This is a genomic window from Prochlorococcus sp. MIT 1342 (genome assembly GCF_047304495.1).
GTDB classification, from domain to species: domain Bacteria; phylum Cyanobacteriota; class Cyanobacteriia; order PCC-6307; family Cyanobiaceae; genus Prochlorococcus; species Prochlorococcus marinus_D.
Genome location: NZ_CP138957.1, coordinates 1,968,557 through 1,990,771 on the forward strand (window position 1 = coordinate 1,968,557; position 22,215 = coordinate 1,990,771).

Genomic DNA, 22,215 nt, shown 5'->3' on the forward strand with positions numbered 1-22,215 from the left:
GATCGGCATGATGGAGGATCTCCATCGGGTTGTGATCACCGGTCTCGGAGCGGTCACACCGATTGGCAACACGGTCGCGGACTATTTAGAAGGGTTGAAGACAGCCAACAATGGCGTAGGCGCCATCAGCCTGTTTGACGCGTCAGCCCATGCATGTCGCTTTGCCGCAGAGGTCAAAGACTTTGACCCAACCGGTTTCCTCGAACCTAAGGAATCAAAAAGATGGGATCGATTCAGCAAATTCGGTGTAGTAGCAGCCAAGCAGGCAGTTGCTGATGCCGGTCTAAGCATCGAAGAGGAAAATTCCTCCCGCATCGGGGTGATTATTGGTTCAGGTGTCGGTGGACTGCTCACCATGGAGACCCAAGCCCACGTTTTGAATGAGAAAGGTCCCGGTCGGGTCAGCCCATTCACAGTGCCGATGATGATCCCCAACATGGCTACTGGGCTTGCCGCAATTGCGTTGGGGGCCAAAGGACCCAGCTCAGCAGTGGCCACAGCCTGTGCAGCTGGATCCAATGCCATCGGCGATGCCTTCCGGCTACTGCAACTCGGCAAAGCGGATGTCATGGTGTGTGGTGGTGCAGAAGCAAGCATCACACCACTAGGTGTGGCTGGCTTCGCCAGTGCCAAGGCCCTCTCCTTCCGCAATGACGACCCCACCACGGCTAGCCGTCCGTTCGATGCAGAACGAGATGGATTCGTCATCGGTGAAGGCTCTGGCGTCCTGGTCCTTGAAACCCTTGAGCACGCCAAAAATCGCGATGCCACGATCCATGCTGAGATTGTGGGCTATGGCATGACCTGCGATGCCCACCACATCACTGCCCCAACCCCTGGCGGCGTTGGTGGTGCAGAAGCAATCCGCCTGGCCCTAAAAGACGGACAGCTGGAGCCCACCAGCGTGGATTACATCAATGCCCATGGCACCAGCACTCCTGCCAATGACAGCAACGAAACAGCAGCCATCAAAGATGCTCTCGGCGAGAGGGCTTATCAGATTCCTGTGAGCTCCACAAAATCCATGACGGGTCACCTTCTTGGTGGATCGGGCGGCATTGAAGCTGTGGCGTGCGTGCTTGCCCTTCAGCATGGCATGGTGCCTCCCACCATTAATTACCTCAACCCAGATCCACAGTGTGATCTGGACTATGTCCCCAACATGGCCAGAGAACACAGATTAAGCGTTGTGCTCTCCAATTCCTTCGGCTTCGGCGGCCACAACGTCTGCCTCGCCTTCCGCCAAATCGCCTAAGCGGCTCTGCCGCCTCCATCCTTCAGACTCCCTGCTATCCCATCTCAACACCATGGTCGCTGCGACTGCTTCCCTAGACACGCTCTGCATCAACAGCATTCGCATGCTGGCCGTCGATGCGGTCAACAAGGCCAACAGCGGCCACCCTGGCCTGCCGATGGGCTGCGCTCCCATGGGTTATGCGTTGTGGGACAAGTTTCTGAATCACAACCCAAAGAACCCCAAGTGGTTCAACCGCGACCGCTTCGTGCTGTCCGCCGGACACGGCTGCATGCTGCTGTACGCCCTGCTGCACCTCACCGGCTACGACTCGGTAAGCATCGACGACATCAAGCAGTTCCGGCAGTGGGGCTCGAAGACACCCGGCCACCCCGAAACCTTTGAGACCCCCGGCGTTGAAGTGACCGCCGGCCCCCTGGGTGCCGGAATCGCCAACGCTGTGGGCCTGGCCATCGCTGAATCTCACCTGGCCGCCAAGTTCAACAAGCCAGGGGCCACCCTCGTCGACCACTACACCTATGTGGTGATGGGCGACGGTTGCAACCAAGAAGGTATTTCCTCTGAAGCCTGCTCGCTCGCAGGACACCTGAAGTTAGGCAAATTGATCGCCCTCTATGACGACAACCACATCACGATTGACGGCCGCACCGACGTGTCCTTCACCGAGGACGTGCTCAAGCGCTACGAGGCCTATGGCTGGCATGTACAACATGTCGCCAATGGCGACACCGACGTGAATGCCATCGCCAAGGCGATCGCTGCCGCCAAGGCCGTGACCGATAAGCCGTCGATTATCAAGGTGACCACCACCATTGGTTACGGCTCCCCTAACAAAAGTGACACTGCGGGCGTGCATGGGGCGCCCCTTGGCGAAGAAGAAGCCACTCTCACTCGCCAACAACTGGGATGGAACTATGGCCCTTTTGAAATTCCGCAAGAGGCCTACGACCAATACCGCAAGGCCATCGATCAAGGCGCTCGCCTTGAATCTGAGTGGAATCAAGCACTCGCCAACTACAGAAGTCAATACCCAAATGAAGCAGCTGAATTCGAGCGGATGTTGCGCGGTGAGCTTCCCAAGGGGTGGGACAAAGATCTACCGACCTATACCCCTGAAGACAGCGGCCTCGCAACGCGTAAGCACTCCCAGATCTGCCTGGGCGCTCTCGGCCCAAACCTACCGGAACTCATCGGCGGCTCTGCCGACCTCACTCACTCCAATTACACCGATATCAAAGGTGAAACCGGCTCCTTCCAACCGGAAACACCCGAAAAGCGTTATCTACATTTCGGTGTGCGCGAGCACGCCATGGCCGCCATCCTCAACGGCATCGTCTACCACGACAGTGGCCTAATTCCCTACGGCGGAACCTTCCTGGTGTTTGCTGACTACATGCGCGGCTCAATGCGCCTCTCGGCCTTGAACATGCTGGGTGTGATCTACGTGCTCACCCATGACTCAATCGGTGTTGGAGAAGACGGCCCGACCCACCAACCCATCGAAACCATCCCATCACTGCGGGCGATGCCCGGCATGCTTGTTTTCCGCCCCGGCGACGGCAACGAAACCAGTGGTGCATACAAGGTGGCCATCCAAAACCGCAACCGCCCCAGTTCCTTATGCCTCAGCCGCCAGAACATGGCCAACCAAGCCAACTCGTCGATCGACAAAGTGGCACTCGGTGGCTACGTACTGGAAGATTGCGAAGGGGAAGCTGATCTCATCCTGATCGGTACAGGCACCGAGCTCGACCTTTGCGTGCAAGCCGCCAAACAACTCACCGCTGATGGCAAGAAAGTGCGCGTGGTCTCGATGCCATGCGTCGAACTTTTCGAGGAGCAGAGTGATGCTTACAAGGAAGAAGTGCTGCCAAATGCCGTGCGTAAGCGCATCGTGGCGGAAGCCGCGGAATCATTTGGCTGGCATAAGTACATCGGCCTTGATGGCGACAGTGTGACTATGAACCGCTTCGGCGCCTCTGCACCGGGTGGCACATGCATGGAGAAGTTTGGCTTCACCGTAGAGAATGTGGTAGCGAAGTCAAAAGCGTTGCTGAATTGATCTCCAAGTTACTCAATAGCTCTAGCAAGCCTCTTTTCTGCTCCGCATCTCTACTGGTGCGGAGCTTTGTTATTGCTATCGAGTGAGCGGACATCTCCCCTAGACTCAGGTCTAAATATCTAACACTGACGCCTTGCAAACGACTCGCAATCTTGTTACCGGAGGCGCAGGTTTTCTTGGCTCTCATCTAGCCGACAGGCTCATGGAGGCGGGTGAGGAAGTCATTTGCCTCGACAACTATTTCACTGGTCGCAAAGTCAATGTTGCGCAATGGATCGAGCATCCACGCTTCGAATTAATCAGACACGATGTCACCGAACCAATCAAGCTCGAAGTTGATCGGATCTGGCATCTGGCATGCCCTGCATCACCGGTTCACTATCAGTTTAATCCGATTAAAACAGCCAAAACCAGTTTTCTTGGTACCTACAACATGCTGGGCCTCGCTCGCAGGGTAGGCGCACGCCTACTACTCGCAAGCACAAGCGAGGTTTACGGCGACCCAGAAATTCATCCCCAACCAGAAAGCTATCGCGGTTGCGTTAACACAATCGGCATTCGCAGCTGTTACGACGAGGGAAAGCGCATCGCCGAAACACTCTGCTTCGACTATCAGCGAATGCACGGCACTGAGATCAGAGTAATGCGCATCTTCAACACCTATGGTCCCCGAATGTTGCCAGATGACGGCAGGGTGGTGAGCAACTTCATCATGCAGGCACTTCGTGGTGAACCACTAACCCTCTACGGAGATGGCCTACAAACACGTTCATTCTGTTATGTGGATGATCTCATCGAAGGCATGTTGCGCCTCATGAGCAGTGATACAACTGGACCCATTAACATCGGCAATCCCAGTGAATTCACGATTCGCCAACTGGCAGAGTTAGTTCGCAATAGTATCCAACCCAATCTGCCTTTGATCTCAAAACCCTTGCCTCAAGACGATCCAATGCAACGCCAGCCAATAATCGACTTAGCCCAAAAGCAACTGGACTGGAAGCCACTCATTCCGCTTGAAGATGGACTAACAAGAACGATCGACTGGTTTCGCAAGCAACTATGAAACAATTGAGCAATAGAATCTATCCTGACCTAGTTAAATTCAAATATTAGCCATCAACTAGACAACTCCATCTATCAAAATAAAAAATCAAGGCTAACTCTAAGATACTAACAGACAAGTACTAAAAAAATATTAATTCGATGCTCGACAGGGGCTTGCCTTGCCGAGCATCTAACAATGTTAAAATAGCAAGTGGTCAACCAATGCTTCTAAATGGCAGAGACTGCCAGCCTATCAATAATACTACCTGCTTTCAATGAAAGGGATAACATTTACACCATCATCGAATCAATCATTGATCTATCCTTGCAATACAAGCTAGAGATTATCGTTGTAGATGATGATTCTCCAGATGGCACCTCTGAGGTGGTATTGGAATTAGCTCGTCAATATTCATTCATCCGATTAGTTAGGCGTGTAGGCAGAAGTGGGCTTTCCAGTGCCATCAAAGAAGGGCTCTTAAACGCTTGCCATGAATATGCTCTTGTCATGGATTGCGATGGTCAACATCCTACCTCAGTCATCCAACAGTCAATAAGTCATCTAAGAGACAAAGGCTTAGATCTTGTTGTTGGCAGCAGGTTTCTTCAAGGATCTATAATCAATGGTCTCACCAATGATCGAGAAAGTGCTTCAACTTTTGCAAACTTTCTTGCCAAAAAAAGTCTCTCAAAAAGATATCGCCATCTAACTGATTACATGAGTGGATTTTTTGCAGTCGGCTTGAAGCAGACCATGCCAATCATTCGCTCTGTTGATGTCAATGGCTTTAAGTTCTTATATGAATTACTAGCCAAAAGCAATGGAGCCTTATTAGTTGGCGAGGTACCCCTGATCTTCGAGAAAAGGCTTCATGGTAGCTCTAAACTGGATATCGCAGTCGCATGGGATTTCTTATTATCATTTCTACATTCAATCAGCCTAAAGCTTATTCCTCGTCGCGCAATAAGCTTTGCACTCGTTGGCCTAAGTGGTGTTTTTGTACAGCTATTTAGTGTTTTAATTCTTACCAATATGCTTGCTTATTCTTTTCAATCCTCTCTACCTATTGCCGTCATATTGGCAGCAACATCCAATTACTTAATCAACAATATTTTGACTTTTAGGTTTGCACGTCTTAATGGCTTAAAATTAATAAAGGGCCTTACAAAGTTTTTACTTGTTTCCTCTTTACCATTCGTGGCCAATATTGGATTGGCATCTGCTTATTACGAGCACATCTCTTCCAACGAGCTGATCGCACAACTGATTGGAATCATCTTTGCCTTTACTTGGAACTATGTGGCAAGCAGCAAATTTGTTTGGAATACTCCATAGCCATATAACTTCTACTCTTCATTGGTGACACACAAATATTTTAGGGCAATGCCATTTCAGACTTTCGATTAATGTGATGCATCTATCTAGTATGACTGAACAAAGCCTCCAACCATTCTATATACTCTCGAGAAAGATTTTCATTTATAGAATACTTACTTCAGTCGAAAGATCGAGAAATGATCAATTTGCTAATATGCATTCAACTCTAAATCAACATCGTAGTACCCCTTTAAAAAATCGCGAAATACAACAATTATAAGTGGTAATTTCAAGGCTCATGATGTTAAAAGGAGCTTGGATTGAGTTTGTCTTCTAGATACGTAATGCCTGCACAATTGCATCGGAGTTCAGCAACAGTCTTGTCAAAGCACACTAAACCTATCCAAATGAACTCAACCTTGAACAGATCCAGGAGGTTCCAGGCGTACCGCAAACCACTGCAGGCAGAGACCTTGACCCACCTCCAGCTCACAAGCAGTGTCAAGCAACCGCTGGGCCGCTGCAACGAGTGAGTTCTGACTCTGCAAATCCTCTGGCAAGACATCCAAACTCTGGAGCCAAGTCTGCAACCAAACAAGTGTGTCAGCAGCGCTCAGAAGCCGCTCAGACTGGCCAGGCTCCAAAACGACGTAGTGATCAGAATCACGAATCAAGGGATCAGACATTAGACAGCCATTTCTGGATCGATGTTCAAGCAAGGCTCATCGGGCTGAGTCATCCTTCTCAAGCAATGACAACTCAAGCTGATCCCTCCAGTGGAATAAGGGCTGCAGCCGCGGGTGATCACTCAGGCCGAACACACCTTTACCGGCAAGTGCTGCCCCAGCCGAGGCTGGAAAACGCATTAAAGAAATCTGAGCCGCTACAGCTAAATCAGCCAAGCTCATCGCATCTCCTACTAGCCAGGACCTTTTCTGCATCAAATCAGCCAATTGTTCGAGGCTCGTTAATAACTCAACCCTCTCTGCCTGGCCAATGATCTCAGAAGCACCGTTCAACACCCCCCCCGGGAGATCTCCCATGACCTGACGCAAGGGAGTTGGCAGATCTTCTGGAAGAAGAGCTAAACGCAACTCAGAGTCCAAGGCTGCAGCCTGCAACAAAGCTGACCGGCCTGCCCGCGCCAATGTCGTATCAGCCCAATCTTCAATCAAGTACACCTGCGCGGCCTGCTGTGGATCAACCGGAATGAGGGGTGGTTCAGGCTGCTTAGCCTCGAGATGTCGAGCAATAGTGCTGGAATCTGCCAAAACAACATCGCCATCGACAAGTACCGGGACCTGACGCTGACCTGACAAGCGAAACACGTTGAGCTGTCCTAACCCGGGGGTAACTTCCACCACCTGGTAAGTCAAACCCTTGGCCTGCAAGACCATCCGCACCTTGAGACAGAAGGCGGAATGGCGGAATTGATGCAGTTCCATCATCGTTTGCTCTGCCAAAAGAACGGCAGAGTAGCTAACAGCCTCAAAAGCCAGCTAAGGCAAAGAGGGCAATAATCGCATTTCACTTTCGGCTGAGAGTAGAAAATGAAAAGAGGTCTTGTATACAGATTCAATCAAGCCAAGTCAATACAATCGGCTTTGAAAGTTAGCCAAATAGCTGTATTTCAAGACACCAATCATACAGTTTCTTCTAGGAAAAGAATTCAATTTAGCAACCGCAAATGGTGCATGCTGAGCAATAAATCAATAGAAATTTACTGCGCGCCGAAGAGAAGTTTTCCCGATTTCTTCCCCTTTAAAGGCTTCGCCAATTGCCTTTTCTTGAGCAACACTGGCTGCGGCTATCGCCAGGATGACCGCACGAACTGAGCTGAGATCTGAGCCCCCCGCTCACCGCTCTAAGCAATAGAGGCAACAGCAAGCCCTAAGGCGCTGCTCTGCGGTCTCTCAAAGGAACTGCCGCAGTGCCTTCTGCCTCACTAAACTAACGTCGTATAACTGGTAACACTGAGGATGCACGATACAGGCAAGCTTCGCTCTCAGCTGATCTGTGACTTCAAAAGTAGCTTCATCCTCACTTTGGGCTAACCCCTTTCCCAAAAACCCTCTGCAATAACTGAAGATGAGAGAGTTATTTCTCAACTTGTCACGCTATCCGCGATACCTCATCGCCTTCTGTCTTGGTTTGCTCAACAACTACATCGAGCCACTCGCCAAGCGACGCAGTAATCCCGTGACTGCAATAGCCATCATTGGAGCCCTAATAAGTGGATTGATCAGCATTGTCTTAATCATGCATGCCATGGTGTATCCAACATCACTGACATAGATATGGCACCTGGGCGACGAGTGGAGCGGGTCGCTGCCCTAATCCGCCGAGAAACAAGCGAATTACTCATCCATGGCATCCGCGACGAACGGGTGCATCAGGGCATGGTGAGTATTACGAATGTGGAAGTCTCCGGCGATCTACAGCACTGCAAGATTTTTGTGAGCATTTACGGCGAAGAGATCCAACGCTCTGAAGTGCTAGAGGGTCTAGAAGCCGCCAGTGGTTTCCTCAGAGGCGAGCTTGGCCGCAGATTGCAGATGCGACGTGCACCTGAAGTGCACTTTCATTTGGATCGCGGAATCGAGAAGGGAACTTCGGTATTGAACCTTCTTGAGCAATTGGAACAACAGCGAGAAACCCTTGAAGAAGTGCAATCAGAGAGTGATCAACCAACGACTTACGAGACAACAACTGTCAACAAAACGTGAACCCGCCGATCCAGAGCCCCCTTCGACGTCAAGTCGCTGAGTTGCTGGTGGTGCGAGCAAGTGGTCATGCCAGCGATGACCAACGCCGTTATCCAAAATGGGAACTAAGCAATGCTGAGCTAAAACGTCTGCTCGCTGAAGGTGTGGGCGGTGTAATTTTGCTGGGCGGCACATGCACCGAAATAAGGCATCGCTGCAAGAGACTTAGACAATGGGCGAAAGCACCCCTCCTGTTATGTGCCGATGTGGAAGAGGGTGTCGGTCAACGCTTTGAAGGCGGCACTTGGCTCGTACCGCCCATGGCCCTTGGACGGCTCTATCAAGAAGACCAACGTCGTGCTATCAATCTGGCCGAGCGCTACGGCCGCTGCACAGGACACCAAGCTCGACGCTGCGGACTCAACTGGGTGTTAGCACCCGTCTGCGATGTCAACAACAACCCAGCCAACCCTGTCATCAATGTGCGGGCATGGGGAGAAGACACTGCCACCGTCTCTGCTTTGGCCTGTGCTTTCCAACAAGGCCTTGCAGCAGAAGGTGTGCTGGGATGCGCCAAACACTTCCCAGGTCATGGCAATACGGGAATGGATTCCCATCTGCAGTTGCCTGTACTGAATGACAACCTCCGCCAGCTTGTGGAGCTTGAACTGGTGCCTTTCCAGGCCGTCATGAAAGCCGGCATCGACAGCATCATGACAGCCCATCTATTGATGCGAAACCTCGACGCCTCCTGTCCGGCGACCCTGTCTCCAGCTGTTCTCCAAGACCTTTTACGCCGCCAACTCAACTTCGAGGGCTTGGTCGTGACCGATGCACTGGTCATGCGAGCAATCACTCAGTCCTATAGCGCTGGCGAAGCCGCCGTTATGGCCTTTGCCGCCGGTGCTGACCTGATTTTAATGCCCGAGAACGCAGATGACGCTATCGAGGCCCTATGCGAGGCCCTCCAGTCGGGCCAAATTCCAATGCAACGTTTGCACGCCGCCCTAGAACGCCGGCGAGAAGCCTTACAAAAGGTTGGCACCTCCACTGCAAAGCTTGCCCTCAAAGACAGCACAAGCATTGACAAACCCCTGGAACGAGATGAAGACCGTGCTCTCGCCAGAGAACTGGTGACTGCATCGCTAAAAATCCACCATCCAGGACCGGTCACCACAACTGAGTCAGGCATCAATCTCCTGCGGGTGGATGGAGTCTTGCCCTGCTCGGTACTCGCAGCCACGGCCCCAGCACTCGTACTGCCCTCTGAAGCTGGATTTCAAAGTTTGCTCTATCACCCCCTAGGGATCTCTCCCTGGCAAGACGACCCAGATCAGCCTTTAGCTCTAGAACGATTGGGCATCGGCCCAATAATGCTGCAACTTTTCTTACGCGGGAACCCCTTCCGAGGAGACCAGGATCGCCACGAGCCATGGGTGGCAACCGTCAAACAACTCCAACAGCAAAAACGCCTCGCAGCCCTAGTTGTCTACGGCAGTCCTTACATCTGGAATGAGCTGATTGAAGTGTTAAATATCGGCATCCCTGCGGCTTACAGCCCTGGTCAGATGCCTGAAGCGCAACGCCAGGTTCTTACCTGCCTGCTACAACCTGCGGAGGTGCAATCAAGTGCCCAAACGCCGCTGTTCCAAGACTTCACGGACTGACGTCTATATCCTCGAGCCAACCTACGAACCAGCTCCAATGCTCAGCCTCTCGATGGTCGTACGCAACGAAGAGAGGCGCCTGGGAGCCTGCCTGGCGTCCGTGAAAGGGTTCGTAGACGAAATCGTGCTAGTCGACACGGGGTCCACGGATGCAACAGTGGCCATAGCTGAAGCCGCCGGTGCACGAATAGAGCACCTGCCGTGGCCAGGGGACTTTGCCCCAGCCCGTAATGCCGCCCTGAACCTGATCACGGGGGATTGGGTCCTTGTTCTTGATGCCGATGAACAACTACGCGCTGAGGCCATCTCAGGCCTACAAAACTTGATGGCTCAGCCAGATGTTCTGGTGATAAACCTGCTGCGCTTTGAGCAGGGAGCAACGATGGCCCCTTATTCAAACGTCAGCCGTCTGTTCCGCCGACACCCGCGAATCCACTGGAGCCGCCCATACCACTCCATGATTGACGACAGCGTGAGGGATCTGCTCAGCGAAGAACCCCATTGGCGCATCGTCAATTACCTTGAGCCGACTTTGCTCCACGAAGGCTACCGGCCAGATCTACTCCAAAGCAGCAACAAATCCCAACGGTTGAGGACAGCAATGGAGGCCTGGCTGGCTGAGCATCCAGGCGATCCGTATACCTGTGCAAAGCTCGGCGCTCTCGAGGTGGACGAAGGGCAAAAAGAGCGCGGCATCCAGCTCTTGCGGCAAGGCCTAAAGCAGAACGAAAACACGAATGCCAATCCGATCGAACGCTACGAACTTCTTCTGCACCTAGGCATTGCCCTTGCCCAAGACGATCCCCAAGGAGCTATCACGGCCTACCGCGAAGCCGTGGCTTTACCCATGGACATCAGAGTGAGCCTGGGAGCTCGCCTCAACCTGGCAGCCCTGCTCATGCAACAAGAGCAACTGGATGAAGCCATCGCACTCACTACCACCGCTACCCAACAAGCCCCGGAAGTCGCTCTAGCGTGGTACAACCTCGGATTAATGCAGCGTCGCCAAGGCAATCTTGTAGAAGCCTTATACGCCTACGAACAAGCGAAGCAACTTAATCCTGAACATGCTGAGACCCACCAAAATCATGCGGTCGCGATGCTCGTCGCTGGGGACATCAATGGTGCCCGCAACAGCTTTAACAAGGCGATTACGCTGCTGCACCGTCAAGGACGAAGCAAGGAAAGCGAAGGGCTGCGCCATCAGGTAGCAGGCATTGTGAAACTAAATGAGGAAGAGAAATGAGCAGCAAACCCATAGCTCCCCTTCATGGCCGCACAATCATCATGACCCGTGCCCAGGAGCAACAGAGTGAGGCTCGGAGTCGGCTTCATGCCCTTGGATCGAACGTTCTGGATCTGCCCGCTCTTGTGATTGGCCCACCCGACGATTGGCAACCCCTCGATGATGCCTTAGCCGACATCAAGACATTCCACTGGTTGGTGTTCTCCAGTGCCAATGGAGTACGGGCCGTTGAAGAACGGCTGCAGCGGATCGGCCAATCTCTTGCCAATCGTCCCAAGGGACTAAAACTTGCAGCAGTAGGCCGCAAAACAGCCCAATATCTTGAACACCTAGGAGCTGCGGTTGATTTTGTTCCCCCAAACTTTGTGGCTGACAGCCTGATCAATCATTTCCCAGTTTCAGGCTTTGGACTGAAGATGCTGCTGCCAAGAGTCCAGAGCGGTGGCCGCACCATTCTGGGAGAAGCCTTCCGGGAAAGCGGAGCACACGTGATTGAAGTGGCAGCTTATGAATCCCGTTGCCCAGAAGCAATCCCGGATGACACGGCCACAGCCCTCGCAAACAGCAGTGTGGATGCAATTGCTTTCAGCAGCGGCAAGACCGCTGCACACACAGCAAGCTTGCTCAGCCATCGTTTTGGCAGCGACTGGCTACAGCAGCTTGAAACAGTCAAAGTTATCTCCATTGGCCCCCAGACAAGCCTCAGCTGTGAGCAGCATTTTGGAAGGGTGGATCAAGAAGCCGATCCCCACGACCTTGAGGGGCTTGTCATTGCTTGTGTTAAAGCATGCAGGTCGGAGGCTGAGACTTGCCCCCCTGGCTCAGGGTGATGCACCCGCGCTGAACGTCGATCGATAGCAGCGACCAGCTTGGAGGTAACAGCTGGTCCGCCTCAACTTGACCGGGGCAACGACCTCCAGGCCCCACGCACAATGCTCCCGATCCATCTGATGTTTGAACCAATGCCCGCTGCTGCCCGCCAACAACCAGGACACCTTTCAGGATGAAGCCATTTGAAGTCGTTGAGCCAACAAGCGGTTGAAAAGGATCCCTTCGACCTGCAACCACTCGATCCTGAACCTCTGTGGCCGAAGGCAGTGGCGTGAGCCGATCAGAAAGATCAATCGGCATCACAAACTGCTCAGCACTATCCGTAGCCGATCGCGGTGTTGCAGCCAACTTCTCGGTAGAAGTGCGATCGGTACTGCATCCCGTTAGCGCAACCGTGAGCAGGATCAATCCACTCCTCAACCGCCAGGCGGCTGTCCTCGAGCACTCAGGAGGAAACGCAGTAACCGCTTTCCACAAGATCCCTAAATCTGTCAAGATTGGCCTGGAGTTCACGAGTAACAATCCCTCCCAGGATGCTCGGTTCCATCAAGGGTGCCAAGGGCCTCGGTAACTCGTAAGTAACGCTCAATTTCACAGCTGTACGGTTCTCGCTCTCCGGATAGAAACGCACAGCTCCTTTCGTAGGTAGCCCTCCGATGGATTCCCATTGCAACTGCTGGCCTTCAACCTGCTTGCTGATCCTTGCCTGCCAATGGAAACGAAAGCCCTGAGCAGCCAAGGTCCAATCCGTGAGGCTTGGATCCTCCAGGGTTTTGACAGATTCAATCCAGTTCATCCAGCGAGGCATGGCCTCTAGATCCATCCAGACAGCCCATACCTGCTCAACGGGAGCATTGATATCGCGAGTCACTGTGTGTTCAAGCCAGCGTCCCATCGTTAAGCCACCGCCTCATTGGTGGCCAACTTGGCTGGTTGATGAAGGATCGCCGCCGCCGCCAAATGGCCACTCATCGTGGCACCCTCCATTGAGTCGATGTAATCCTGGCGGGTATAACTCCCCGCCAAAAAGAAATTACTGACAGGTGTGCACTGATCTGGTCTATAAGGCTCCATCCCTGGGGCTTCTCGATAAAGAGACTGAGCAAGTTTGACGACGTTGCTCCACACCAGCTTGAGAGAAAGAGACGAAGGGAACAATTCACGCACTTGAGCATCGGTGTGCGAAACGATCGTCTCTACGGATTTAGAAATCCAGGGGTCACCAGGAGTGAGTACACATTGGAGTAAAGAGCCCAGACCCTCCCGGCGATAGTCCTCAGGACTCGCCAAAGCCAGATCCGCAAAGCAGCTGAAATCTGCATCAGCTGTATACAAAAGATTATCCAAGCCAACAGGACTCCGGAGATCCCTGCGTGCAGCCTCGTGAATGGGGTCATTACCCAACTCAGTCACCCAGCCGTCGTAACGCAGCTGCACGGTGGCGACTGGCACGGCTTGGAGCTTGTAGATGTCATCAAATTGGGGGAACTTACGCCATGCTTCAGGAAGCAAGCGCTGAATGCCTGGCACATCGCAAGCGGCCAAATAGCAATCAGCTTCAACCATGACATCCCCTTCTGGTGTGCCAAGGCTGAGCCCGGTAACAACGGGAGCGTCGTCATCGCGAAAGTGCACCTCACGAACACGATGGCGGAGATGAAGACGACCACTCCTTGCCTGGATGTAATCAAGAATCGGCGCGGTAAGCCAACGATGAGGGGAACCTTTAAGCAAATTCAGCTTGGATGCTTCCGTACGAGCTGCAAACATCATGAAAATGGTGAGCATGCAACGGGCAGAGATCGCCTCACAGTCAATAAAGCCAAGGGCATAGGCAACCGGGTTCCACATGCGCTGAATGCTCTGCAGGCTGCCGCCATGACTGAGAAACCACTGTTGAAAACTCACTGCATCGAGAGCACGGATTGTGCTCATGGCCCCCTCGTAATCCACCAGGCCCCTAACAATGGGACTCGTTCCCAGAGCAAGGGCATTGCGCAATTTATCGATCCAGTTCAGCTGAGGAGTCGTAAAAAAAGCCTTGAGACCGTTAAAAGGAGCCCCTAGCGCAAAACGAAAATCAAGAGATCGAAGATCACCACCACGATTGACGAACAAATGGGTGTGGTCCTTTGGCAGCAGATTGTCAATGGCACCCACCTTGCGCATCAGCGCAAAAAGATTGGCGTAATTGAAAAAGAAAACATGCAACCCCATTTCGACATGGTTGCCATCTGGATCTTCCCAACTACCAACCTTGCCACCAATGAACGGCCGAGCTTCGTAGAGATCCACGGTATGACCGGCATCAACGAGATCAACAGCTGCAGCCAGTCCGGCAAGCCCAGCGCCCACAATGGCGACCCGCACGCGCTTCCTACAAAAATCCTTCTGACTCTATAAATATGGCGGATAGGTTGACTGCATTGGATAGTGCAACGAGAGACATCCCTCCATAAAATGAATTGAGGTCTGTGCCAGCACTGAATGACCAGCACCACTAATCCTGCAACCCACCACACCGCTACTGACGGCAAAGGCATCCAAATCACCAACACAGCTATGCAGCAGTTGGCCAGGCTCTGCCTTGAGAAGGGGAATGATCAGGTGCTGCGAGTAGGCGTGCGCTCGGGCGGCTGCAGCGGCATGAGCTACACCATGGATTTTGTACCCTCAGCCGATATCCAAGAGGGTGATGAGATCTATGAGTACACCGCAACCGATGGCGCAAGTTTCCGTGTGATCTGTGATCCCAAGAGCCTGCTATACATCTATGGGATGCAATTGGATTTCAGCACTGAAATGATTGGCGGCGGCTTCAATTTCACCAATCCCAACGCCAGCCAAACCTGCGGTTGCGGCAGCTCATTCGCTGTCTGAAGTCAATAGCCACCGCTCCGTGGGAATCTGAAGAGACCTAAGCAGTTCTGCTGCATCCGATGGCGTCCACCAACGAGAACCTCTTCGAAACAGCCATGGCCCGGTATCAGTCCGGAGCTGAAGCCAGTGAGCTGATCGAAGACTTCAAAGCCATCACAGCAACGACGCCCAATCAAGCGGCTGGCTGGACATGCCTCGCCTGGCTACAGCTTCTCAATGCTCAACCCGATGAGGCCCTGCGCAGCGCGCGCACTGCGGTAAAGCTCAACGCCCAGGATCCCCAAGCTCGTATCAACCTCAGCCTGGCCCTGCTGGAAACCAACTCCAAGGGTGTAAGAGATCAAATCGACATGGTGCAAAAAATTCTTGCTGTTGCACCGGAGTTTGCAAAAGGCCTCAAGGACTCAATCGCCGATGGGTTACTTCGCAGACCAAATTGGCATGCTTTGAAGAAAGTAAAGACTTGGCTGGAGCTCTGATTTGGCGAAGCTGCTGCTATTGAGTAATGGACACGGGGAAGACCTTTCAGGTGCCCTACTAGGCAAAACCCTGCTCAACCTCGGCCATCAACTAGAGGCCCTGCCTTTGGTCGGTCATGGTCATGCCTATACCGAGGCAGGAATCAAAATCCTTGGACAGGCCAAAGCATTCAGCACAGGCGGGCTTGGATACACCAGTCTTCGAGGCAGGCTGACTGAACTGCTACAAGGCCAAGTGTTCTATCTCCTAAGGCGCCTGGGACGTTTGTTGCAGGTGGCAGACCACTACGACCTGCTGGTGGTGATTGGCGATGTGATCCCTGTGATGGCAGCTTGGCTTAGCTGCCGTCCCGTCGCGATCTACCTAGTGGCTTATTCCAGTCACTATGAAGGTCGACTGCGATTGCCTTGGCCTTGTGGCAGCTGTCTGAAAAGTAAGCGGTTTTTGGGTGTTTACAGCCGCGACGAGCTCACCGCAACAGACCTCACGGCTCAACTTCAACGCCCAGTGAGCTTTCTGGGCAATCCCTTTATGGATCCAGTCCTCACACCTCAACCACGCTTACCAAGCTGCCGTTATCGCCTAGGACTTCTGCCTGGCAGCCGCCTCCCAGAACTAGAACACAACCTGCTGTTGCTGTTGGCGATGGTGGAATATCTTCCAGAACAACTACTAGCCCGCGATGAAATAAGCCTAGATCTTGCACTGGTCCCAGCTCTAGACGACAGCAGCCTGGCTCAATTAGTCGCTCAAAAAGGCTGGCAAATGCAACCTGGTTTTGGCAACGCAACACGCACCAAGCTTGTGCTCGGTCAACGACACATCACCTTGCAACGCAACTGTTTCATTGCGGTCCTTCAGAGCAGCGACCTCCTGATCAGCATGGCGGGCACGGCGACTGAACAAGCGGTAGGACTCGCTAAGCCAGTGCTACAACTTCCAGGAATGGGGCCCCAGTTCACCGCCGCATTCGCAGAAGCTCAGCGCCGACTACTCGGGCCCACTGTGTTTTGTGCTGGTGGGAAGCCTGGCGAAGCGCTCAACCTGCAGAACACTGCCAAACTGACTCTGGAGCTATTGAAACGCAGCCAAGCGGACCCTGACCTGCAACAACAATGCCAGAAGCAGGCCTTGCAAAGACTCGGGGTGGCAGGTGGCGGGCAACGATTAGCCCAAGCCATTACAAACATGCTCACTGAAAGACATCAATGACAACTCCTTCTGCCGATCCCCAATGGAAACAGTGGTTGGACCGACTGCTGATCATCGATGTGTTCCTAGTGATTGCCGGAGCACTCTGGTTTGTCACAGCGATCCTGGCCGCAAGCCAGGGAGTGGAGAAACCAATAGGACTGTTTCAGCAACTCTGGATGCCCCTATTTTTGCCCGCCATCAGCCTGTTAATGACCGCTGCCCTCATCAATGGGGTGTGGGCATGGTGGCTGCGGATAAGGCCTGGCATAGATCGGGATACTTAAACCTGAAACCCAACCCTGCAAGTCGTTCTGAGACCACCTGTTGACCCTCAAGGACGACACGAGCGCCATCCCCAAGCAAGATCTTGAGGAGCGGACCTGGAACCGGCAAGAGGCTTGGACGACCAAGAGTCTTGCCGAGAACCTCCGCGAACGAAGCCATAGGGACAGGCTCAGGAGCAACCCCATTCACCACACCGGACCAAGCCCGGTCCTTAAGAGCCTTTTCAATCAACTGACACAGATCAGTGCGATGAATCCAACTCATCCACTGAAGGCCACTGCCCACCGGACCACCAATGCCAAGCCTGAACACTGGCAGCATCTTGCCTAGAGCCCCTCCGTCGGGCCCTAGAACGATGCCGATACGCACTACTACCAATCTGGTAGCAGACGGTTTAGCAGCAGCTGCAGCCTCCCACCGCTCACAAAGGTGAGCGAGGAAATCTTGTCCACAAGGACTCTTTTCCGTGAAGTAGCCATCTGGACTGGTGCCGTAATAGCCCACCGCAGAGGCATTCAAGAGCACTCTTGGTGGTGTCTTGAGTTGACTCATGGCTTTCACCAATGCCCTGGTTGTGTCCAAACGACTCGACTCCAGCTTCTGACAATGAGCAGCTGTCCAGCGCTGCTCAGCGATCGGTTCTCCGGCCAGGTTCACCACTCCTTCTACTTGGGCCAAGGCAGTCAGTAGTGGGCCATCGAGCCAACTGTTTGGATCCGCCGGATTGATCTGCAGCCACTCCAACTGCCCTGCCTGGCGCTCTTGATCGAACCCAGAGGCAGCCTTGCGACTGACCAAGATCAACTGATGCTTGGCTGCCAACAACTGGGGGACCAGCTCACGGCCGACAAAACCTGTGCAACCAACAAGTAGAAGGCGCATAAAAGAACTGACGGCATTGGCCGCGAGACTAAGGGGCTGAGAGCGGAGCCTCGAGTGGACTAGCTAGCCCAAGGCGATTTGCAATAGGCACTAAAGCAAACCCCTGGAACAACAATCCGAACAAAACCACCGCCAGGGCTAGGGGAGGCATGATTTTTCCCCAACTCACCGACGACGAAGCCCAGACCTGAATCGCTAAAGCAATAGGCACCGCACCACGCAGGCCAGCGCAGCACACAAACGTCCGCTGCCCTAACGAAAATGAGCTGCGTAAGAGCAGAAAGTGAACAATCAACCAACGCACCACCTGCATCAAGACAAACAGTAGGAATGCTCCGCCAGCTGCTCGAACAACGTCCTCAGGGGAAACCACCAGCCCCATACAAAGAAACAAAAGCAGTTCAGCCATTTTTGCAAAACTGGAATGGGCCTCCGCAAGCACCAACTGATCGGTGCTTGAACCATTGCCGAGCACAAGCCCCGCCACATAAGCAGCCAACAAGGCACTGCCACCCATCAAGGTGGTTCCACCTGCAAGCACCATCAACAAAGCAAGACTCACAACTGGCAACATGGAATTGGTATTCAGAGACCTACGACTACCGAGCACCTGAGTGGTGAGACTCCCCCCGAGAAAGCCAAGCAAGATGCCCAACAGAAACTGACGTAACACCACAGTCACCAAAGCTGCCGGAGCAACACCCTCCCCGCCTGCTAAAGCCATTGCCACCCCTGCCAAAACCACAGCGACAGGGTCGTTGAAGCCCGACTCCGTCTCAATCAGGTCCAAAACAGGCTTAGGTAGGCGTCCAGCGAGAGGCCGCAAGAGAGCAAAGGTCGCAGATGCATCCGTACTGGACAACATCGCGCCCACGAACAAAGCCTGCGGGAACAACACCACCCAACCAGCACTCCCTTCGGCCAAGCCAAATCCAAGCATCGCCAAGGTGATCAGAAGGGCTGTGAATAAAGCACCAAAAGTTGCCAGCCTTAGGGCCGATGGGATCACAGAGCGCATCTCTGCCCAATTCGTCGTGAGCCCCCCGAAGAAAAGCACTAAAACAAGTGCTGCCTGCGTGATTTGATCTGCGTGGACCAAGGAAAGCAAGGGAGGGAGCGCATCAGCCGCATCCGAAGCCACAGTCAAATGGTTATCAACCAACAAACCAAGAATCAGCACCATCAGGATCCCCGGAACCCTCACGCGAGCCGCCAGGTCATCGAGAAGCACGGCTACAAGCAACAGAGCTCCGAAGGCCAAAAAATAGAGGGCGAGTGAATGACCCAAATCAGAATGTTGGTGTTCCTGAGGAGGTTCTAGCCTGAGTCTTAGAGAAAACAACGTCATGGCCGAAACATCTGCACCAGCAAAGGCCACGGCAGCCCTCAAGAAAGGATCCCTTGTTCGGGTCAATAGGCACGCCTTTAGCAGCAGCACTGAAGCAGCGGCCAGTGACCCTTCTCCCCCCGACTACATTTTCGAAGGTCCAGGTGAACTGCTGGCCGTCAAAGAGGGCTATGGGCAAGTGCGCTGGCGCATGCCTGTTCCGGACGTGTGGCTACGGATCGATCAGCTGGAACCCTTCTCATGAGAAGAGGGCTTTAGCGCTTCCTCAACCTGTTGCACAGCCTTAGGGATCGAGCCTGAGGCCGCAGGCAAACGCCACAAAGCTCCTGCCAAAACCCCACTGAGATCACCAAGACCGGCCAATAGATCATTGGGATGCTTGCGCTGGGCCCGATCAGCCACAGCTGATGCCTGCCAGGGATTCAAGCCCGCCAGGATCACCACACTGCGATAAACACTTGGCCAAGGACTCTCTGGTAGTCGTTTCTCCAAGACGGCGAATTGAGTCGCTGCCTCAACAGGGCGATTCGCCAACACTGCCAAAAGCGCCAATGTCCAGCGGGCATCGCTATCAACAGGATTATCAAGCAAACGCCGCATTGCGGCTTCTCGCACTTCAGTTCGATAACTGAAATGACCATCCAACATATGTTCGACAGAGACCGCATCAAAGACTGGCTCAAGCCCTTGAGGTCCCTTCGCCAACCCCTGGGCCAGAGAGGGAAAACGCTCAGCAAAGCTTGCTGCCCTAGGAACCCCAGAACTGCGTGCCCAAAGGGAATAGCTGCCGCCAGATTGCCGTGAAAAACGGCGCAGCTCAACAAATACACCACTGCTGCGAACAGCCTGATCAAGGCGTGCCGCAGTGTCTCGAACTGAGCCCTGATCTCCCTCTGCAAGCACAACCCACTCAGCCTGCTGCAGCACCGGCTCCACATCACCTGCACTACTACCAAGCTGGCGACCTACCAATCGACCACCCCGTCTGCGCCCGAAATAACTGACATTGTGCTGATTGAGATCCGGAGTACTGGGCACCACGATGATTGTGGTGGGCAAGCCATTGGGATCAGCGCCTCCAGCCGCCCGAACAATGGCCTCCACAGGCCCCTTGTGGCGCTCTGACAAACGAGTGATCTGAGCCGACAAAGCTGAAGGAAGGATGGCCAACAACCCCGCCAAGAGGGTCGTAGGCAAAATCAACCAGGAGCCCTTCAGCCAGCGGCGGTTCGCCCACAGCCCCCATTGCCACCAACCCCTAGCAAGCAACAAAAGCAATGGTGGGAGCAGTGGAGTGATATATCGATCACCCTTATTCGGACTGAGGCTGGTGAACAACCAACCAGCCAGCAGAGTCACGATCAGCCAACGCCAAGCCAATGGCTCATCAGAAGACACTGCTGTCTGTGTTGAAGATCCAAGGCTGCGGCAGTGAATGACCAACCAGAGCACACAACCACTGAGGCCAACGATGAGCAGAACAGGGCCTAACTGCGCCGGCAACAAACGTGGATACCAAAGCCAGTTTTCAAGGGTCCATAGAGAAGGGTCCCCTTCCCTAGCCGCCGATTCGATCACGGCCCTATTCGTTCCTCCAAGCGTTGTGATCCAGTTGTGACGTAACCAAGGACCCAGGCCGAACAAAAACACACCCACACCTGCCAGCAGCTGAAATCGGGTGCGATTGGTACGACATAAGGCACACCAACTGGTCCATAACAGCGCCGGAAGCAAAACCAACAACGCGCTTTGCTTTACCAGAAGTGCCGCCGTACAAGCAGCCGCAGCAAACAGGGCCTGTACCCAACGTCCACCTCGCTGTGGATCCCACCAACACCCCAGCCGCCATAACGCCAAGGTGACTGCAGCAGTGAGCGGCATCTCCAACACATAATCCGCGCGCAACTCCAACAAGGCTGGGGCCATGGCAACAAAGACAACGGCAAGCAATGCCATCCCCTGCCCACGCAAACGCAACCCCCATGCCGCAACAGCAACAAGGAGCAGCCCATGCCAAAAGCTAAGGCTCCAAGCTGCCTGCTCCGGAGCATCACCAGCCACTGCCATCACAGTGCCATTCACTAGCGAAGCCAAGGGCGGAATCTTTGGGGAGAGATCCAGCAACGCGTTCCAACCTTGCCATTGGCCTCCTGGTAACAGGCCTAATGCGCGTCCATGATCAAGAGCGCTATTGAGGTAATCGGCCTGATCCCAAGAGGGGATACCGCCGTAGTGATGCCACCAGATCCGATCGATGCCCGTAGACAGCAACCAGATCAGAGCAATAAACGACCAAAAGCGCCAGGCAGCTTTCACGAAATCTCCAGCCGACGGCGTTCCTCCTTTAAGCGTAAACGCCGCTTTTTGGCTTCCCGCAACATCTCTCGACCATCGTGGAGGTAACTATCGACATAGCCCATCGTGTAGCGCTCCAACTCAGCCAAAGCGTCTTCCACCTGCGAGAGGCAGTGATACAAACTCAACCCAAAACCTTGGGCTAAAGCCGGTATCGGCAAAGCACGATAAAGGCTATTCACCTTTTCAATCCGATTGCAACTGTCTTTCAGGTAAGTGCAAAAGACTTCCATCAACGAATCGTCGTAAGGGTCAGCCGAAAGAGAACGAAACTGAGCAGGAAAAGGATTGATCACTTGCCCCAGCAATCGATCGATCGGGACATAAACCTGCTTAATCCAACACTCCAGAGCCTCATCTGCTGCTGCTGCCTGGCCTTTGGTCGCTCGAGCAGCAGCACTAGCACGAGCATTGCGAGCCCCTCGCTGATGCGCTTCGTCAGCAACTGAAACGCCATGTTTTCTTGTGCGGTCATAGGCGCGTCGATGCTCTGAATCCCCCAAAACCTCCCAAGCTGCATTAAGCGCAAGGATCCTCTGCTCATCCCCACCAGCGTCAGGGTGATGCCTTTTCACCAACTGGCGATAGGCAGCCTTGATCTCAGCCGAGCTAGCGGTGGAGGTTACTCCCAACACCTGGTAAGGATCTGCAGCCATAGAA

General features: G+C 53.5%; 23 protein-coding genes. 14 read left to right on the forward strand and 9 right to left on the reverse strand.

Features of this window, described 5'->3' with window-relative positions; all coding sequences use genetic code 11:
- Positions 1–7: 7 nt before the first annotated feature.
- From fabF to SIB79_RS10175, 4 genes are all read left to right on the forward strand, one after another.
- The gene (gene fabF / locus SIB79_RS10160; RefSeq protein WP_063404843.1) at positions 8–1,255 is read left to right on the forward strand and encodes a beta-ketoacyl-ACP synthase II; all 1,248 of its coding nucleotides are present in this window, start codon (positions 8–10) and stop codon (positions 1,253–1,255) included.
- A 52-nt stretch (positions 1,256–1,307) separates the two neighbouring features.
- Positions 1,308–3,317 (forward strand): transketolase, encoded by a 2,010-nt coding sequence (tkt, locus tag SIB79_RS10165; RefSeq protein WP_063404841.1) that lies wholly within the window; start codon positions 1,308–1,310, stop codon positions 3,315–3,317.
- Between the two features lie 133 nt (positions 3,318–3,450).
- On the forward strand, positions 3,451–4,383 hold the full coding sequence (locus SIB79_RS10170; RefSeq protein WP_063404839.1) for a UDP-glucuronic acid decarboxylase family protein: 933 nt from the start codon (positions 3,451–3,453) through the stop codon (positions 4,381–4,383).
- 213 nt (positions 4,384–4,596) lie between these two features.
- Positions 4,597–5,700, forward strand: a complete 1,104-nt coding sequence (locus SIB79_RS10175; RefSeq protein WP_063404837.1) for a glycosyltransferase family 2 protein — start codon at positions 4,597–4,599, stop codon at positions 5,698–5,700.
- Between the two features lie 395 nt (positions 5,701–6,095).
- Here SIB79_RS10175 and SIB79_RS10180 read toward each other — a convergent pair whose 3' ends face one another.
- Together SIB79_RS10180 and SIB79_RS10185 are read right to left on the reverse strand one after the other, a co-directional pair.
- Positions 6,096–6,368, reverse strand: a complete 273-nt coding sequence (locus SIB79_RS10180; RefSeq protein ID WP_011131325.1) for a chlororespiratory reduction protein 7 — start codon at positions 6,366–6,368, stop codon at positions 6,096–6,098.
- Between the two features lie 36 nt (positions 6,369–6,404).
- Positions 6,405–7,130 carry a glutathione S-transferase family protein gene (locus SIB79_RS10185; protein ID WP_063405384.1) on the reverse strand — a complete coding sequence of 242 codons (726 nt, stop codon included), beginning with the start codon at positions 7,128–7,130 and terminating at the stop codon, positions 6,405–6,407.
- Positions 7,131–7,770: 640 nt separating this feature from the next.
- Here SIB79_RS10185 and SIB79_RS10190 point away from each other — a divergent pair.
- Genes SIB79_RS10190 through SIB79_RS10210 form a run of 5 tightly spaced genes read left to right on the forward strand, consistent with a single transcriptional unit; the run spans position 7,771 to position 12,130 of the window.
- Positions 7,771–7,977 carry a DUF751 family protein gene (locus SIB79_RS10190; RefSeq protein WP_011131327.1) on the forward strand — a complete coding sequence of 69 codons (207 nt, stop codon included), beginning with the start codon at positions 7,771–7,773 and terminating at the stop codon, positions 7,975–7,977.
- A 2-nt stretch (positions 7,978–7,979) separates the two neighbouring features.
- Complete coding sequence (rbfA, locus tag SIB79_RS10195; RefSeq protein WP_063404835.1) at positions 7,980–8,408, forward strand: 30S ribosome-binding factor RbfA; 429 nt, start codon at positions 7,980–7,982, stop codon at positions 8,406–8,408.
- A complete protein-coding gene (locus tag SIB79_RS10200; protein ID WP_063404833.1) occupies positions 8,405–10,054 on the forward strand; it encodes a glycoside hydrolase family 3 N-terminal domain-containing protein in 1,650 nt (549 codons plus the stop codon). The genes rbfA and SIB79_RS10200 overlap by 4 nt, the downstream gene beginning before the upstream one ends.
- Positions 10,017–11,300 carry a glycosyltransferase gene (locus tag SIB79_RS10205; RefSeq protein ID WP_063404831.1) on the forward strand — a complete coding sequence of 428 codons (1,284 nt, stop codon included), beginning with the start codon at positions 10,017–10,019 and terminating at the stop codon, positions 11,298–11,300. Before SIB79_RS10200 ends, SIB79_RS10205 begins: the two co-directional genes overlap by 38 nt.
- A complete protein-coding gene (locus SIB79_RS10210; RefSeq protein ID WP_063404829.1) occupies positions 11,297–12,130 on the forward strand; it encodes a uroporphyrinogen-III synthase in 834 nt (277 codons plus the stop codon). Before SIB79_RS10205 ends, SIB79_RS10210 begins: the two co-directional genes overlap by 4 nt.
- Here the strand turns inward: SIB79_RS10210 and SIB79_RS10215 are convergent.
- From SIB79_RS10215 to zds, 3 genes are read right to left on the reverse strand one after another with little or no spacing between them, the layout of a single operon-like run.
- Positions 12,081–12,608, reverse strand: coding sequence for a hypothetical protein (locus SIB79_RS10215; protein ID WP_155724707.1), 528 nt, complete (start codon positions 12,606–12,608; stop codon positions 12,081–12,083). The two genes, SIB79_RS10210 and SIB79_RS10215, sit on opposite strands and share 50 nt — an antisense overlap.
- Positions 12,577–13,026 carry an SRPBCC family protein gene (locus tag SIB79_RS10220; protein WP_063404825.1) on the reverse strand — a complete coding sequence of 150 codons (450 nt, stop codon included), beginning with the start codon at positions 13,024–13,026 and terminating at the stop codon, positions 12,577–12,579. Before SIB79_RS10220 ends, SIB79_RS10215 begins: the two co-directional genes overlap by 32 nt.
- 2 nt (positions 13,027–13,028) lie before the next feature.
- Positions 13,029–14,501, reverse strand: a complete 1,473-nt coding sequence (zds, locus tag SIB79_RS10225) for a 9,9'-di-cis-zeta-carotene desaturase (protein ID WP_063404823.1) — start codon at positions 14,499–14,501, stop codon at positions 13,029–13,031.
- Between the two features lie 117 nt (positions 14,502–14,618).
- Between zds and SIB79_RS10230 the strand changes: the two genes are divergently transcribed.
- The 4 genes from SIB79_RS10230 to SIB79_RS10245 are packed head-to-tail and all read left to right on the forward strand — an operon-like array spanning position 14,619 to position 16,969.
- Positions 14,619–15,011: a HesB/IscA family protein gene (locus SIB79_RS10230; protein WP_063404821.1), complete on the forward strand. Its 393-nt coding sequence runs from the start codon at positions 14,619–14,621 to the stop codon at positions 15,009–15,011.
- Between the two features lie 59 nt (positions 15,012–15,070).
- On the forward strand, positions 15,071–15,490 hold the full coding sequence (locus SIB79_RS10235) for a tetratricopeptide repeat protein (RefSeq protein ID WP_063404819.1): 420 nt from the start codon (positions 15,071–15,073) through the stop codon (positions 15,488–15,490).
- A 1-nt stretch (position 15,491) separates the two neighbouring features.
- A complete protein-coding gene (locus tag SIB79_RS10240; RefSeq protein WP_063404817.1) occupies positions 15,492–16,703 on the forward strand; it encodes a lipid-A-disaccharide synthase-related protein in 1,212 nt (403 codons plus the stop codon).
- Positions 16,700–16,969, forward strand: a complete 270-nt coding sequence (locus SIB79_RS10245; RefSeq protein WP_011131337.1) for a hypothetical protein — start codon at positions 16,700–16,702, stop codon at positions 16,967–16,969. The genes SIB79_RS10240 and SIB79_RS10245 overlap by 4 nt, the downstream gene beginning before the upstream one ends.
- Here the strand turns inward: SIB79_RS10245 and SIB79_RS10250 are convergent.
- The gene (locus SIB79_RS10250; protein ID WP_063404815.1) at positions 16,911–17,852 is read right to left on the reverse strand and encodes a TIGR01777 family oxidoreductase; all 942 of its coding nucleotides are present in this window, start codon (positions 17,850–17,852) and stop codon (positions 16,911–16,913) included. The genes SIB79_RS10245 and SIB79_RS10250 overlap by 59 nt on opposite strands.
- 28 nt (positions 17,853–17,880) lie before the next feature.
- A complete protein-coding gene (locus SIB79_RS10255; RefSeq protein WP_081215703.1) occupies positions 17,881–19,200 on the reverse strand; it encodes a cation:proton antiporter in 1,320 nt (439 codons plus the stop codon).
- Here SIB79_RS10255 and SIB79_RS10260 point away from each other — a divergent pair.
- On the forward strand, positions 19,199–19,444 hold the full coding sequence (locus SIB79_RS10260) for an NAD(P)H-quinone oxidoreductase subunit O (RefSeq protein WP_063404813.1): 246 nt from the start codon (positions 19,199–19,201) through the stop codon (positions 19,442–19,444). The two genes, SIB79_RS10255 and SIB79_RS10260, sit on opposite strands and share 2 nt — an antisense overlap.
- Here the strand turns inward: SIB79_RS10260 and SIB79_RS10265 are convergent.
- Positions 19,423–21,516, reverse strand: a complete 2,094-nt coding sequence (locus tag SIB79_RS10265; RefSeq protein ID WP_063404811.1) for a phospholipid carrier-dependent glycosyltransferase — start codon at positions 21,514–21,516, stop codon at positions 19,423–19,425. The genes SIB79_RS10260 and SIB79_RS10265 overlap by 22 nt on opposite strands.
- Positions 21,513–22,211 carry a J domain-containing protein gene (locus SIB79_RS10270; RefSeq protein ID WP_063404809.1) on the reverse strand — a complete coding sequence of 233 codons (699 nt, stop codon included), beginning with the start codon at positions 22,209–22,211 and terminating at the stop codon, positions 21,513–21,515. Before SIB79_RS10270 ends, SIB79_RS10265 begins: the two co-directional genes overlap by 4 nt.
- Positions 22,212–22,215 lie beyond the last annotated feature (4 nt).

Excerpts from the sequence above, each read along its gene's own strand:
- SIB79_RS10260 (WP_063404813.1), top strand. The coding sequence starts at position 19,199 with ATGGCCGAAACATCTGCACCAGCAAAGGCCACGGCAGCCCTCAAGAAA.
- tkt (WP_063404841.1), top strand. The coding sequence starts at position 1,308 with ATGGTCGCTGCGACTGCTTCCCTAGACACGCTCTGCATCAACAGCATT.
- SIB79_RS10245 (WP_011131337.1), top strand. The coding sequence starts at position 16,700 with ATGACAACTCCTTCTGCCGATCCCCAATGGAAACAGTGGTTGGACCGA.
- SIB79_RS10250 (WP_063404815.1), bottom strand. The coding sequence starts at position 17,852 with ATGCGCCTTCTACTTGTTGGTTGCACAGGTTTTGTCGGCCGTGAGCTG.
- rbfA (WP_063404835.1), top strand. The coding sequence starts at position 7,980 with ATGGCACCTGGGCGACGAGTGGAGCGGGTCGCTGCCCTAATCCGCCGA.
- SIB79_RS10235 (WP_063404819.1), top strand. The coding sequence starts at position 15,071 with ATGGCGTCCACCAACGAGAACCTCTTCGAAACAGCCATGGCCCGGTAT.
- SIB79_RS10180 (WP_011131325.1), bottom strand. The coding sequence starts at position 6,368 with ATGTCTGATCCCTTGATTCGTGATTCTGATCACTACGTCGTTTTGGAG.
- SIB79_RS10270 (WP_063404809.1), bottom strand. The coding sequence starts at position 22,211 with ATGGCTGCAGATCCTTACCAGGTGTTGGGAGTAACCTCCACCGCTAGC.
- SIB79_RS10185 (WP_063405384.1), bottom strand. The coding sequence starts at position 7,130 with ATGATGGAACTGCATCAATTCCGCCATTCCGCCTTCTGTCTCAAGGTG.
- fabF (WP_063404843.1), top strand. The coding sequence starts at position 8 with ATGATGGAGGATCTCCATCGGGTTGTGATCACCGGTCTCGGAGCGGTC.
- SIB79_RS10190 (WP_011131327.1), top strand. The coding sequence starts at position 7,771 with ATGAGAGAGTTATTTCTCAACTTGTCACGCTATCCGCGATACCTCATC.
- SIB79_RS10220 (WP_063404825.1), bottom strand. The coding sequence starts at position 13,026 with ATGGGACGCTGGCTTGAACACACAGTGACTCGCGATATCAATGCTCCC.
- SIB79_RS10175 (WP_063404837.1), top strand. The coding sequence starts at position 4,597 with ATGGCAGAGACTGCCAGCCTATCAATAATACTACCTGCTTTCAATGAA.
- SIB79_RS10255 (WP_081215703.1), bottom strand. The coding sequence starts at position 19,200 with ATGACGTTGTTTTCTCTAAGACTCAGGCTAGAACCTCCTCAGGAACAC.
- SIB79_RS10210 (WP_063404829.1), top strand. The coding sequence starts at position 11,297 with ATGAGCAGCAAACCCATAGCTCCCCTTCATGGCCGCACAATCATCATG.
- SIB79_RS10230 (WP_063404821.1), top strand. The coding sequence starts at position 14,619 with ATGACCAGCACCACTAATCCTGCAACCCACCACACCGCTACTGACGGC.